The organism is Neisseria sp. Ec49-e6-T10 (assembly GCF_051132615.1).
GTDB lineage: Bacteria > Pseudomonadota > Gammaproteobacteria > Burkholderiales > Neisseriaceae.
The window spans coordinates 318,276-331,362 of record NZ_CP152375.1; the positions used below are offsets into that span (position 1 = coordinate 318,276).

Sequence of the window (13,087 nt, forward strand, 5' to 3'; positions counted from 1 at the left end):
ATAAGGAGCATAGATATGAAAAATAAATTAAATGATTTAAATGATCACCTATTCGCGGCATTAGAGCGCATTAATGATGAAGATTTAACTGAAGATGAGTTGGCTCTGGAAATTAAAAGGAGTAAGGCTGTTTCTGCCATTAGCAACTCAATAGTTGCTAATGCACAGTTGGTTTTTGATGCACATAAGTTCACACACGAAAATAACAATAGTAAGCGCCCATTAGCTTTACCTACTTTACTGGGAGGGAGTTCAAATGAACTATAAACAAGAGCATTTGGATTTTTTGATTAAAAATAAAGAGCTGACTAGAGCTGAGATTACAAAACAATTTAATCAAAGATTTGCCACCAATCAGAGCGTCAGTGCCATTTCTTCTATATGTAAGAAACATGAATTTTTAACTGGACGTACGGGGTGTTTTCCCAAAGGGAATGTCCCTGTAAATAAAGGAACCAAAGGTTTAACAGGTGTGAATAAGACCAGTTTCACCAAAGGTCATAAACCACATAATTATGTGCCAGTGGGTTCTGAAGCCATCACAACCGATGGTTATCTAAAAGTCAAAATAGCGGACCCTAATCTATGGGCACATAAACACAAATTGATTTGGGAGAAAGTCAATGGAGCTATACCTGAAGGTTTGATGCTGTGTTTTTTAGATGGTAACCCTCTCAATTGTGTTCTATCTAACTTGAAGCTGATCAATCGTAGAGAAAACGCCCTATTTAATAAAAAGGGCTATTCAAAATTTGATCAAACTTTGCAACCAACACTCAGATCTGTAGCTCGTTTGGAAGCTTCAACATTTAAACGCGAAGAACAAAGTTCTAAATGTTCTGGAGCTGAATGATGGAAGCCTTACAAGAACTAATTAACTCAATTAATAGTGATCCTAGCATGTTAAGCACGATCACTATTATAGGTGTTGGTATTGCTGCATTTATCATTATTTATGTAGGAAGAAGTGAATCATTCAAAATAATTGGATTGAGTATTTTAAAAGAAATTGGTCCAATCTCAGGTATGTCTTTTTGTTTGTACCTATTTTTTACTCAACCCAGTGACGCTGAATTCACAGGTACATCTATTATTTATTTAATTGGCGCATTTTGCTGTTTATTACTCATGTTTATTCCTGTGAGAAGGAAAGATCATGAGTAAGATAAAAGTGTATTTGTTCTATCAATTTCCAGCAGTCCTAAATTGTTTCATTATGTGGGGCATAGTCTCTCTCATTCACAGTCATTCGGTCTACGCGATTTTGGTGTATGGAACTGCTCTATTTATCTGCTATGCAAATACAGTATATTTTTCAGGAATACATAGGCCAATAGATAAAGTGCGTTGGTTTCTGATTCTAGTTACCACGAGTAATGGACTGGTTATGTACTTAGCCAATTGTCTTTATCTTGGCTCATTTTCTTATCTTCAGTGGGACATCTTATATAGAGGTATTTTCGTTACCTCATTATGGCTGTTTCTCCCTTTTGCTTACATCAGACTGAATATGCCAAGAGAGGAGATAGATTCATGCAACATTTAGATAATTATTTTAGAAGCGATATGTTGATTCATCTGAGTCTGATTCTTTTGTTTATCCTTGCTTTAATGTATTTGGTTAGATTTCAAACAATAGATCGAAAAGAATTTTATGAAGACCTATTTGTCGATGCCTTACTCTTGTTTTTGATGATTCTGGGAGGTTCTTTATGTAAGTTATTTTTTAGTTTGTTTGTCTCATAGAAAGGGTTTTAATGACTATTTTAGATCAAAAATACCCCTTGTTTACACCTACCATCAACCAAAGTTTTGGCTTAGATGAATATGCTTTTGCTGCCCTATTTCAGCAACCTATTGTCTATGTTAAGGAATATAGTAAAGCTCTGGGGTGTAATAATGCTGGGTTCTTCTTAAGTTACCTGATCAGCAATACAGAACCCAATCAATGGTTTCCTTTGAATGCCAATATGATTCGTATTGAATTGGGCTTAACTAAAGCCGAATATCAATCTGTACGTAAAAAGTTGCTTGAACAGAAGGTGTTGAAGTTTAAACGGAGCGTTAAACCTGTCTCTCAATCATTATATTGTATCGATGATGATGCCCTGGATCAGTTAATGCTGTCCAATACCATTAATAGTGTTGATTTAGCCACCCCACCCTTGAGTATCAATAAATTACAGCTTCAAGCAATAGCTAAAAAGAAAGATTCCATTAAAGCCACTCTATTTATGGCCACCATACAGGAATTATTGTCTTGTGTGGAACAACTACCTGATCGGGAGGACTTTAGTAAGTGGGTAGAAGTAACCAGCCAATATATTAATGTACGCACTAATTTAAGCAGACGTGATCAAGAGGCTGCTAAATCACTGCTATTGAAGGCTCATATTTTAGAAATAAAGAAAGAAGGGTTTCCAGCACAGACATATTATAGATTGAGCTATCAGCAATTAGCAGTTTTGACTGCGACACATTGGAACAAAGTGCGAGGTTCCTAATGTATCCAGTTGCTTCTGATAAAGAACAAATACTCATTAAAGCTTGGAGAGCTTGCCAAGGCTCAAGTCCTATAGCTGTTTTTACATCTGTGATTCAGGTAACGAATTCACTGAAAGCAGCCATATTTTTGTCACAACTGATCTACTGGACTAAGCATGGTTCAAAAATCATTGAAAATGATGGTTGGATTTTTAAACAAGCGAAAGATATTACCAGAGAAACTGGGTTAAGTCTTTATGAGCAAGACACTATAAAAAAATCATTGGTGCATAGAGGGTTAATTGAGGTTAAAAATACTCGTATCAATATGCTTTCTACCCTTGGTTTTAAAGTCAATTTACAAAAACTTGGACAACAATTGGCCAAAGTTTTGCAAGTTGATTTTGATGGTTCACTGAACATTCATAATTTACGGAATAACCCTGCTCTCACAAGAAGATTCTTTGCACGTAGTGTTGCATATCACCGAGACCTAGCATTCCTCACTAAAGACATTAATGCGGCAGTAATGCTATCAGTTGCATTCAGAAACATTGTCGAAAATCATACCAACCAAAAACCGTTGCTCATATCAATCACAATTGAAAACTGGCAGCGTTATATCGGTTTGACTCATAAAGAACAATATCGTGCTCGGATGATATTGAAGGATTTGAAGCTCCTAAAAGAAAAACATTTAGAAGCCTCCAGAAGAATATTCTGGGTACTAAATGGTCAAGCTTTATTGAGTTTTTTTAGTCAAGCATTACCAACATTATTAAAGGAGCAACCTAAAAATAGTAAAAAGAGCCAGCAAAGCCTTATTAATTCACTGATTGTACAATTTACGACCTCAGAATGTACAAAACACGACTTAGATCAACCAATTGAAAATAAAGACAATAATTTATGTCATCCAGATTCGGGAAAAGGTCAAATTAGGAATGAGGAAAAGGTTAAATTAGGATTTGGGGAAAGGGAGAATAAGGAATCGGGTTTTGGTGAAATTAAGAATCGGGAAAAGGGAGAATTCTTATATAAACTAGATTACAAGAAAAGCTTAGATTACAACTACTACATTACAGATCACTCCAAAGCGTTGTTCAATGGTCAGCCTTCTGTTGTTGTAGGTGTGCAAAGTTTTATTGCTTCATCAAGTTCACCTACCGAACAGAACAATTCAAATAAACAAGCAGATGTATCCACAACACCTGATTTACTACTTTCATTACATTGGCCCAGACAATTAACAAACGTTGAACGTGAACCAGCAATCACGATGTTCCATCAACTTTTAGCTGATAAGAGTTTAGATACTTTTCAATTATTGCTTGATGAGATCAGCGGAAATAATTCAGTACGAAATGCATTAGGGCTTCTACGCAAATTAATAACCCTACATAACGAGCAAAAATTCTTCCCTACTGTTGCCTTAAAAGTTCAACAAGTCAGGTTAATTCGTGCTGCCAACTTCAAAAAACATGAGGATGGGCCAAAAGAAAAAGAGTCGAAAGAACCTCGCAAACGTACTGATGAAGAGAAAGCAAAAGCGAGTATGCACACAAGTGAAATGCTGGCTTCAATAAAAACAGCTTCATTGAAAGAGAAATAATTACGAAATTAGAAAGTAAAAAAACAAAATTAAAATAAATTTAATTCAATGACAAAAAAATAAATTTAATTAAGTGTGAAATTTACATTTTTAACTACATAAAAAGCTTTTAAGGGTAAGGGGGAGATTTCAAAAATGTGGGTCAATTTTATAAGCAACCCCGTTGCCAGAATTTTGAACGAATACTTTGGCAACCCCGTTGCCAGAATTTTGAACGAATACTTTGGCAACCCCGTTGCCAGAATTTTGAACGAATACTTTGGCAACCCCGTTGCCAGAATTTTGAACGAATACTTTGGCAACCCCGTTGCCAGAATTTTGAACGAATACTTTGGCAACCCCGTTGCCAGAATTTTGAACGAATACTTTGGCAACCCCGTTGCCAGAATTTTGAACGAATACTTTGGCAACCCCGTTGCCAGAATTTTGAACGAATACTTTGGCAACCCCGTTGCCAGAATTTTGAACGAATACTTTGGCAACCCCGTTGCCAGAATTTTGAACGAATACTTTGGCAACCCCGTTGCCAGAATTTTGAACGAATACTTTGGCAACCCCGTTGCCAGAATTTTGAACGAATACTTTGGCAACCCCGTTGCCAGAATTTTGAACGAATACTGATCCAATTTTGGATTTTAACTTGTTATTTATGCGTCAATTAATGAAAGGAAACTCTTATGAGTAACAATCAAGTAATCAAGAAAAAGTATATTATTAAACCAGGCATTATTGTTTGCGATAATATCAATATGGACAAAAACTTTAGAACATCTAAAGATTCACCATTCAAAGATGGATACGATTTTTTTGCTCAACGTAATCTTATCTCTCCAGAAATGCGTGAGCTAAATGATTTAGCTTTAACTGATCCGTTCTACCCAATTTGGCATGACTATAAAAATCATGAAAAAGCACTTGAAACGTTCATCAAAAACATGCCAAAAAAAGGGAGAGGTCGCCCTATTACTTCTGTCGATTTTGAAAAAATTGAAATCTTTCCTAATGAAGATCGTATCTTCCAGCAAATTGGTAAATTACATAACGATGATGTAGAAAGTATGTATATTCATACGCCACATGCTTTAAGAATGTGGCAGGGGCAGCTTCGCAAAGGTGTTAAAGACAGAACAGGGTTTACTGGTGTGATTGTCGCTATCCGATATATGCGTAATATTATGAATCTTTCAAAGGCTGATAATCCTTATGCAGACTGGGCTTTGGTTGCTATTGAGCAAAGAATCCAAAGAACAAAGCTTCTGTTGAATAGCAAACAGGAACAAGTAGATGAAATTTTTGAAAAGAAAAAGAAAATGGGCATTAATATGAGTAAGATGTCTGTTGATGAACCATTGGCTATAGAGTTAGATTTTAATCATCCTTATGGGCATTTACTGGTAGACTTATTGGCTCAGTATGATAATTTAATCAGATCTGTTCAGTCACTTAAAATTAAAGCGACAATTACAAATACGGAAGCTGAAAAATTAGTTGGCTTTGCTTCTCATAAAGTTCGTTCTATCACTGAAATGATTAATATGGAGTGGCGCAAACTAGATGCAATTACACAAGTTTCACGTAAGGTATTAATTGTAGATCCTACTAATGAAGTTATTGAGTTATTTAAGTTGTTAACGGAAAGTTTTGGCCCTATTCCTTCTGATATTTTGTTATTCAAAAAAATGTCTGATTTTTGTACGATTTTACCTTTGTATAATGAACAGAATTTGAAAGTTATGGAACAAAATGCTTTATCTTTAGGGTTAATTACTTCTGAAAATAAAGAGTATGTTGATACAAATATGGAGGACTAAATGCTAGAACGTTATATCTTACCTAAAAAACGAGCTAGGGAAATCAATAATGATCAATTTAAATTGGGAACATCTCATTTTCAATTGCCATATGATCAACCTGAATTTAGTGAATTTGCTCAAGGTAAGAAACAATGGCTCTCAATTTTAGAAAAGGCCGTTGAAGATTTAAAAAGATTAAATCTACAATCTGAGTTGTTTCATAAACAAGCAGCTCAGATGCCTTTTGTTGTGAATGTGAGTCTGTTTACCACTTCTCGTATTGTATGGCCTAAAGTTTTACCCGTTTCTATTAACTTATGTCGTACTGAGTTGTTTTGGACGGTTTACCTACCTGAAAAAAATGGAGGTCGTACCAGAGGCAATAAAAAACCGCTTACTTGGTCAGAACTGTTTGAGTTAATGAAACAACAAGGTTTAAATTATGATGAAATGTTATGCCATTATAGAGCTCATCTCATTATGATCAACTTAAATAAACGTATTCGGATTGCTGAACACACCATTAAACAAGCTGGAGAAATGGTGGAATTGATTATACAAACAGAACCTGAATTTGAATCAATTCCAGAATGGGTTGATATAAAGATGAAATAAACTATTAAATAACATTGATAATTATTTTTATTTAGTATTATAATTATTATGTAACACTAGGTTATCTAGTTTACTCAATACTACTGTAGTCTTAACCGACTTTAAGCAAGCCATTTTTAGGCTTGCTTTTTTTATCATAAAAACTACTTACAATAATTTTCCATATCTACTGGTTGTAATGACTCAACAAAATTAGAGTATTTATTTGCAAAAATTCTGGCAAGGGGCTTGCCAAAGTATTTACTAAGATTAAATGATAATAATTATTTGATCTATTCAAGTTGAATTGTTTTTGTTATATTGCCTACTCACGTGATACTGATTAAACGTACAAGCTTTCAAATTTAATTACGTTTCTTGTATTAAAGTTCTGAAAGTTTGTAAGGTTAAAGTTAAACAGATATTTTTAGGTCTTGAGTGAACGATGAACATACAGTCTAAAGAATTGCTCTTATTTCTTTTTAATAATAAAGATGAACTAGAACAAGAGTACATACATGATAAAAATCTAATGTTGGTCTTTCTAACAGTATTGGTTTTTGGATTGGCGTTCTTTATTCATTTCTTTAAACAAATTGAAGCTATTCCTTACCTTACCTACTTTTATTGTTTATTATTTAGTATTGTTGGTTTTGCTTCTTTCTTTTTGTGTCGATCTGTCTATAAGCTACATAGGTTTGTACGCATAGCCAAAAAGTTACATTCTCTTGTACAGGCTGATCAGTTGAATAAGCTAACTGTGCATGATCTTGACAAAACTTTTAAATCATTTAAAATTTAAACGGTATTAACCAAAATATAAAATTTGTGCTCAAAAGAATGCTTTCTGAGGTGACTTGGAAAGCTCTTCTTATTTAGGCTGATCTAAAACGTCTCTATTAAGTTTTTTAATAAAAAATACGGTATTTTATCGTGTTTTTTTCTTGACAATTACACCTAAACATTTAAAATAAACAGACCCTTATAGTTGTACTTTTATATATTACTTTATAAAGTAATATTTCACTTTTTCATTATGGTCTCACCATAATGCCTTTTTCTTATTCCTGTTTGACATAGAGTCTCTTTCAATTTTTTGGAGATACTTATATGTCTACTCAAGTGGTTATCACTGGCACTTTAGGTGCTGCACCTGTTTTTAAAGCTGTACCTGTTAGTTCTGGAAAACGTGCTGGTGAAGTCAGTTCTGTTATTGAATTCTCTGTTCGTACAGAAATCAATCAAAAACTAGAAGATGGTACTTATCGTACTTTATCCGAAGAATGGCGTTCTTGTGAGTATTGGCATCCTAATGCGGAACATTTTGCTTCTGTACTCAAAAAAGGTACGCCAATTATGGTTATGGGTACTGAATATGTGCGCGAATATGATGCTAAAGATGGATCAGGCAAACGTGTGGGTCGTAGAGTACGTGTAGATGCTTTGGGTGTACATCTTAACGCAAGGGTCGAAGGGATTACTCTTCGTGCTGCACAACCATCTGAATCTGTTTCTGAAGATATTCCAGAAGAGCTTCCAGATGATCCAGGGTTCTAAGCCTTTTAAGACAAAAAAATCACTCAAACAAGAAGTGGGTTCTTGGGTTCGCGCCATTTGGTGTGAGCTTAAGTCCCTTCTATTTTGGGGTGGTTTATTTGCATGTGTATTCATCTTTCTGGCTTATTTCTGTCAGGAACTTTTCTTGTTGATGCTCTCTACGATTAAAGGTGGTTTATGACTACTTTATATTTATGTGAAAAACCTTCCCAAGCTAAGGATATCGGTAAAATTTTGGGGGTGCTAAGTGGTAAACATGATGGTTATTACCAAAAAGGTGATGTCATTGTGACTTGGGGGTATGGCCATCTAATATCATTAAGTCCTCCAGCTGCATATTCTGAAGAGTTGGCTAATTTTGGCAATATTAATGCCTTACCCATCATACCTGATCAGTGGCTCATGGAAACGTTAAAGAAAACTGAAAAACAGGTTAATCTAATTAAAAAATTATTGGCTAAAGCTGATTCTGTTGTGATCTCTACAGATGCAGATCGTGAAGGTGAAGTGATCGCCAGAGAGATTCTGGATTATTGTCATTATAAGGGAAAAATATCACGATTATGGCTTCAGTCACTAGATGATGCCTCTATCAAAGCTGCATTAAAAAAGATATTACCTGGTTCAAGTAAAGAAGGTTTATATCAAGCTGGCTTGGCTCGTTCTCATGCAGATTGGCTCACTGGTATGAATTTAAGTCGTGCGTTTACTGTAGTATATGGTTCAGGTGTTGAAGGTGTTCTTTCGATTGGCCGAGTTCAAACCCCTACTTTATCCCTTGTGGTTCAAAGAGATTTAATAATTGAAAACTTTGTACCATATGAACATTATTCTTTGCACCCTATTTTTATTACGGCACAGAAGGAACATTTTAAAGCAATCTGGCAAATTCCCGAAACACTTAAAAATACAGATGGGTTTTGTGTTGGCCTTTCTTATGTACTGAGCTTGATTAATCAATTAAACGCCTCTGATACAACTGCACGGGTTATATCTGCTCAAACGAGTCGTAAAAAAACTGCTCCACCTTTACCCTATTCTCTTTCTGAGCTGCAAAAAGAAGCTTCTAAAAAGCTGGGTATATCAGTAGCAAAGGTATTGGATGTGGCTCAAGCTTTATATGAAAAATATAAAGTGACCTCATATCCTCGTACCCCCTGTCGATATTTGCCCTTAAGTCAAAAATCAGAAGTATCTGAAGTACTGGCTGCTATTGTACAAGTCAATCCTCAGTGGTCAGAGATAGTCGCCAAAGCAAATCCAAATAAGGACGCTTCTGTTTGGAATGATAATCAAGTCGCCAAAGCGTCACATCATGCCATTATTCCAACTAAAGTGGCCAAATCCAGTTTAGGCGAAATGACTAAAATTGAGTTTGAAATTTATAATATGATTGTCAAACGTTATGTGGCTCAGTTTTATCCTGATTATGAATATGATTCAACTATTATTGAGTTGTCTTGTGTAAATGAACTATTTAAAGCAATTGGTAATATTCCCCGACTGATAGGTTGGAAGGAAGTTACAGATGATGTTGTGAGTCAAAGTAAAGATCAAGCTCAAGCTACACAGTTACCAGTATTGACTGAAGGTGATCAAGTTACACCAGCTGAAGCTCAACTGATAAAAAGTAAAACGTCACCGCCACCTCGTTTTATTGAGGGTTCCTTGCTTGATGAGATGAAATCTCTTTCTTCTATTATGAAACAGCTAGAAGATCAACCACAACTTAAAAAGATCTTTAAAGATACTCAAGGATTAGGCACTGAGGCTACTAGAGCCAATATCATTAAACGATTAATTGATGTTGGTTTCATTGAGGTTAATTCTAAAAAACAGCTAATTTCTACGCATAAAGCACGTTCTTTATTGGAAAAAATTCCACCCATTGTCGCAGATCCAATAAATACAGCTAAATGGGAACAAGCATTGTCTGGTATTGAGAATGGTAAATTAACTTATGATGTTTTTATGCAAGTTCAAAAAGACTTTATTACTCAGTTGGTCGAAGAAGCAAAGGAATTGGTCAAGAAAAATCCTCAATTGCTCACTAAATCGCAAAATTTTGCTCAAAAAACACCTAAAAGTACCGAAAAATTACAGAAAAAGGAAAAAGTTGGTAATGCCTGTCCAACATGTAAACAAGGTACTTTGGTTTTACGTGAGTTTAAAAAAGAACCCAGTAAAAAGTATCTAGGTTGTAGTGGTTTTCCTGAATGTCGGTTCTTTCAGTGGATGCAATAAGTAAAGGTATTAATATGAAAATTAAATTTGGAAAGATGGCTGAAAAGCATGGCTATATTCTACATCTTCAAGTGCTTGAATCTAGCAACGGTTTTTATATTGGCACATTCAATGCTGAAGGACCAATAAGCCGTGAGTCTGAAGAATATTTTAGTAGTTATGCTTCTGCTCAATCGGCTTTAGAAAATGATGAATTTACTCAAGTAGAAACTCTTTTTGATTAAAATGAGGTGAAATATGTCACTATTTATTAAGCAAGCCATTCCATTTATACTAAATGAAAATAGAATAAATGATCTTACAAATGAAGTGTTCCAAGAATGTACATTCAGTGCGCCCAATGGTTTAGATTGGTTCTCCCAAGGGTTTATTCCCCCTATTTACACTAATGACTCATTGGTATTCAAAACACAAGACATTGTGCAAGTTGCTCTACAAAAAGAAGAAAAAATTTTACCAGCTGCCGTTATAAGTGATCTGGTCAATGAAAAAATACAGACCATCGAAGCTGAAGAAGTACGTAACGTTGCCAGAAAAGAAAAACAAGCATTAAAAGAACAAATAACAGATGATTTATTACCAAGGGCTTTTACTCGTAAAAAGGTCACTAGAGGTTACTTTACACCTAATATTTTATTCGTTGATAGTGCTTCAGCTACTCCAGCTGAAGAGTTATTAAGTAAAGTACGGCAAATTATGGGTGGCTTAGATGCTGCTTTAGCGAAAACACATACTTCTGTAAGTGATCTGATGACCTCTTGGTTGACACAAAAACAGGCTGATGGTTACTTTGTTTTAGACAGTGATTGCTTATTAAAAGGTATTGGTGAAGGAGCATCAAGCATACGTGCTTCCAAACATGACTTAACTGCTGATGAAATTAAAGCACATTTGGAAACCAAAAGAGTTTCTCAACTGGGGCTTATTTGGGCAGATAAAGTGCGTTTTGTGTTGACTGAAGACTTTGCTTTCAAACGTATCCAGTTTTTAGATGTTCTTCAAAAAGAAGCAAGTGATGAAGGTGAAGATAAAGAAACATTAATAGCAGCTGCACAAATCATCATGATTCGTGAACTTAACTTGCTCTTTAATGAATTAGTTGAGCATTTAGGTGGGCTGGCATCATGAATCGAAGAGCATTTTTAAAACAAGCAATAGTGGGTACTGTTGCTGTCGCCACTTCTGGCAGTATTCTAACTGCTGCCATATTGTGTCCAGGTAATGCTATTGCTGAAACGATTGATCAATCGTTTTGGTATAAGGATCGGTTCTTAGAAATCAGACGAGCTGATACTGGAGAAAAACAATTACTCTGTTTTTACCGTAATGGACAATATGATGCAGAACAATATAAAGCTGCTTGTTGGCTGTTTCGTGATGCCAAAGATCAAAACAGTATGGTCAGTATGGATGTAGGGTTATTTAATCTTCTCTATGGTATGCAGGAATGGGCGAGACAAGCTGGTGTGTCAAACCCATTAATTACGCTCAACTCAGGTCATAGAACGGCACGTAGAAATCAAAGTATTGAAGGTGCTGCACATAATTCATTGCATATACCAGGGCAAGCAGCGGATATTACCATGAGAGGGGTCACAATTAATCAAATAGTCGCTATGGCCAAACATTATCATGTTGGTGGTGTGGGTACCTACTCCAGCTTTGTACATATTGATACTGGTCGTGTTCGTTTCTGGAGAGGGTAAATGAATCAATCATTATTAGATTCAGTTCAACAAAATGTACCTTGTTGGGCTAATGATGTTTTACAGCCTTGGCCAGAACAAGATTTTGAACAAAAACAGCTATTTATTTGTCGAGACTATTGGACAGCTCAAGGTTCAGTAAATGTTTTCAATATCGTAGGAACAATAAATTCAGATCATCAAAATTGTTCTTGGTTTGATTTGCTTCAGCATGGCAATAAAATGCGTTTAAATATGTCATTACTTGAATTCAAACCAGAATACTACCTAGATACTGAGATCAAACAACCAACCATGTATTTTAAGACGATGGATGGTCTAAAGTTTTATATTGGTAATGATGGTCATCATCGTAGTTGTTTGGCTCGATTTTATTTATATGAACGAGGTCTTACTCATCTTCATGGAGTCACAATTAATCATTGCCAGATTGATGAGCTTTTTTATCAGTTATACCAGCAAATTCAAACAGAAATCACAGTACAAAAGTTACCGATTAGAGTTATTCCAACACGTAAATTACTCAAACGTGAAGACACAGCTGGTTGGAAAACCGACCACTACAGCATTCATCTTAATTGGATTGATCATAATCATCATGAGCTATTAGGTTATGAGCAAAGTTTGCTGAAGCTTTGGTGGTTACAAAAACGTAAGCACTCCTTCTGGATGCGCTGTTTAGGGAAAACGTATGGCTAAAAAACATATAAATAAAGAATACTTATTTAATAAAACATTGGCACAAGATGAACCTACTTCTATAGGTATAAAGCTTTTAAATGCATTGGATCATCATATCAGAATCCAATTAGGCGGTGGTTTAGAAAGTTTGTATTTGTCAAGCTATAGATTTGAAGGAGTACAGTGTTTTGCTATTGATTTGGAAGGTCTGAATGGTAAGGATTACAGTATAAACCTTGGGATTATTTCTAAAAATCAATGGGGTATTTATTCTTCCACAGCGGAAGTTGATGTCACAGATGGCATTGATATTATAGGTATTGTTCAACATCTTATTTGTACCTATAAACTATTCAATGTCACTGAAAACCACAATGGCGCACTTGTTTATTCTCTTGGCTCAGCATGAAATTAAT

Annotated in this window: 16 protein-coding genes; all 16 read left to right on the forward strand. The window is 35.2% G+C overall.

Features of this window, described 5'->3' with window-relative positions; genetic code table 11:
• The first annotated feature begins 15 nt into the window (after positions 1-15).
• The 16 genes from AADH04_RS01475 to AADH04_RS01550 all read left to right on the forward strand — a co-directional run bounded on the left by AADH04_RS01475 (position 16) and on the right by AADH04_RS01550 (position 13,080).
• The gene (locus AADH04_RS01475; RefSeq protein WP_434778486.1) at positions 16-267 is read left to right on the forward strand and encodes a hypothetical protein; all 252 of its coding nucleotides are present in this window, start codon (positions 16-18) and stop codon (positions 265-267) included.
• Positions 257-853 (forward strand): HNH endonuclease signature motif containing protein, encoded by a 597-nt coding sequence (locus AADH04_RS01480; protein WP_434778487.1) that lies wholly within the window; start codon positions 257-259, stop codon positions 851-853. Before AADH04_RS01475 ends, AADH04_RS01480 begins: the two co-directional genes overlap by 11 nt.
• The gene (locus AADH04_RS01485; protein WP_434778488.1) at positions 850-1,164 is read left to right on the forward strand and encodes a hypothetical protein; all 315 of its coding nucleotides are present in this window, start codon (positions 850-852) and stop codon (positions 1,162-1,164) included. Before AADH04_RS01480 ends, AADH04_RS01485 begins: the two co-directional genes overlap by 4 nt.
• Before the next feature lie 369 nt (positions 1,165-1,533).
• Entirely contained in the window at positions 1,534-1,746 is a 213-nt protein-coding gene (locus tag AADH04_RS01490) for a hypothetical protein (RefSeq protein WP_434778489.1), read from the forward strand.
• A gap of 11 nt (positions 1,747-1,757) precedes the next feature.
• Positions 1,758-2,504, forward strand: a complete 747-nt coding sequence (locus AADH04_RS01495; RefSeq protein ID WP_434778490.1) for a hypothetical protein — start codon at positions 1,758-1,760, stop codon at positions 2,502-2,504.
• Positions 2,504-4,096, forward strand: a complete 1,593-nt coding sequence (locus AADH04_RS01500) for a hypothetical protein (protein WP_434778491.1) — start codon at positions 2,504-2,506, stop codon at positions 4,094-4,096. Before AADH04_RS01495 ends, AADH04_RS01500 begins: the two co-directional genes overlap by 1 nt.
• Before the next feature lie 135 nt (positions 4,097-4,231).
• Complete coding sequence (locus tag AADH04_RS01505; protein WP_434778492.1) at positions 4,232-4,717, forward strand: hypothetical protein; 486 nt, start codon at positions 4,232-4,234, stop codon at positions 4,715-4,717.
• Positions 4,718-4,773: 56 nt separating this feature from the next.
• A complete protein-coding gene (locus AADH04_RS01510) occupies positions 4,774-5,907 on the forward strand; it encodes a PFL_4669 family integrating conjugative element protein (RefSeq protein ID WP_434778493.1) in 1,134 nt (377 codons plus the stop codon).
• Positions 5,908-6,504: a hypothetical protein gene (locus tag AADH04_RS01515; RefSeq protein ID WP_434778494.1), complete on the forward strand. Its 597-nt coding sequence runs from the start codon at positions 5,908-5,910 to the stop codon at positions 6,502-6,504.
• 1,089 nt (positions 6,505-7,593) lie between these two features.
• Positions 7,594-8,040, forward strand: coding sequence for a single-stranded DNA-binding protein (locus tag AADH04_RS01520; RefSeq protein WP_434778495.1), 447 nt, complete (start codon positions 7,594-7,596; stop codon positions 8,038-8,040).
• Positions 8,041-8,217: 177 nt separating this feature from the next.
• Positions 8,218-10,284 carry a DNA topoisomerase 3 gene (locus AADH04_RS01525; protein ID WP_434778496.1) on the forward strand — a complete coding sequence of 689 codons (2,067 nt, stop codon included), beginning with the start codon at positions 8,218-8,220 and terminating at the stop codon, positions 10,282-10,284.
• 14 nt (positions 10,285-10,298) lie between these two features.
• On the forward strand, positions 10,299-10,508 hold the full coding sequence (locus AADH04_RS01530) for a hypothetical protein (protein WP_434778497.1): 210 nt from the start codon (positions 10,299-10,301) through the stop codon (positions 10,506-10,508).
• Between the two features lie 13 nt (positions 10,509-10,521).
• Complete coding sequence (locus AADH04_RS01535; protein ID WP_434778498.1) at positions 10,522-11,412, forward strand: recombination-associated protein RdgC; 891 nt, start codon at positions 10,522-10,524, stop codon at positions 11,410-11,412.
• Complete coding sequence (locus AADH04_RS01540) at positions 11,409-11,990, forward strand: YcbK family protein (protein ID WP_434778499.1); 582 nt, start codon at positions 11,409-11,411, stop codon at positions 11,988-11,990. The genes AADH04_RS01535 and AADH04_RS01540 overlap by 4 nt, the downstream gene beginning before the upstream one ends.
• Positions 11,991-12,689 (forward strand): hypothetical protein, encoded by a 699-nt coding sequence (locus tag AADH04_RS01545; RefSeq protein ID WP_434778500.1) that lies wholly within the window; start codon positions 11,991-11,993, stop codon positions 12,687-12,689.
• A complete protein-coding gene (locus tag AADH04_RS01550) occupies positions 12,682-13,080 on the forward strand; it encodes a hypothetical protein (protein WP_434778501.1) in 399 nt (132 codons plus the stop codon). The genes AADH04_RS01545 and AADH04_RS01550 overlap by 8 nt, the downstream gene beginning before the upstream one ends.
• Positions 13,081-13,087: the final 7 nt, after the last annotated feature.

Bases quoted from the DNA above. Each gene is read 5' to 3' on its own strand.
- AADH04_RS01550 (WP_434778501.1), top strand. From the start codon at position 12,682: ATGGCTAAAAAACATATAAATAAAGAATACTTATTTAATAAAACATTG.
- AADH04_RS01500 (WP_434778491.1), top strand. From the start codon at position 2,504: ATGTATCCAGTTGCTTCTGATAAAGAACAAATACTCATTAAAGCTTGG.
- AADH04_RS01510 (WP_434778493.1), top strand. From the start codon at position 4,774: ATGAGTAACAATCAAGTAATCAAGAAAAAGTATATTATTAAACCAGGC.
- AADH04_RS01490 (WP_434778489.1), top strand. From the start codon at position 1,534: ATGCAACATTTAGATAATTATTTTAGAAGCGATATGTTGATTCATCTG.
- AADH04_RS01540 (WP_434778499.1), top strand. From the start codon at position 11,409: ATGAATCGAAGAGCATTTTTAAAACAAGCAATAGTGGGTACTGTTGCT.
- AADH04_RS01545 (WP_434778500.1), top strand. From the start codon at position 11,991: ATGAATCAATCATTATTAGATTCAGTTCAACAAAATGTACCTTGTTGG.
- AADH04_RS01515 (WP_434778494.1), top strand. From the start codon at position 5,908: ATGCTAGAACGTTATATCTTACCTAAAAAACGAGCTAGGGAAATCAAT.
- AADH04_RS01520 (WP_434778495.1), top strand. From the start codon at position 7,594: ATGTCTACTCAAGTGGTTATCACTGGCACTTTAGGTGCTGCACCTGTT.
- AADH04_RS01525 (WP_434778496.1), top strand. From the start codon at position 8,218: ATGACTACTTTATATTTATGTGAAAAACCTTCCCAAGCTAAGGATATC.
- AADH04_RS01485 (WP_434778488.1), top strand. From the start codon at position 850: ATGATGGAAGCCTTACAAGAACTAATTAACTCAATTAATAGTGATCCT.
- AADH04_RS01535 (WP_434778498.1), top strand. From the start codon at position 10,522: ATGTCACTATTTATTAAGCAAGCCATTCCATTTATACTAAATGAAAAT.
- AADH04_RS01495 (WP_434778490.1), top strand. From the start codon at position 1,758: ATGACTATTTTAGATCAAAAATACCCCTTGTTTACACCTACCATCAAC.
- AADH04_RS01530 (WP_434778497.1), top strand. From the start codon at position 10,299: ATGAAAATTAAATTTGGAAAGATGGCTGAAAAGCATGGCTATATTCTA.
- AADH04_RS01505 (WP_434778492.1), top strand. From the start codon at position 4,232: ATGTGGGTCAATTTTATAAGCAACCCCGTTGCCAGAATTTTGAACGAA.
- AADH04_RS01475 (WP_434778486.1), top strand. From the start codon at position 16: ATGAAAAATAAATTAAATGATTTAAATGATCACCTATTCGCGGCATTA.
- AADH04_RS01480 (WP_434778487.1), top strand. From the start codon at position 257: ATGAACTATAAACAAGAGCATTTGGATTTTTTGATTAAAAATAAAGAG.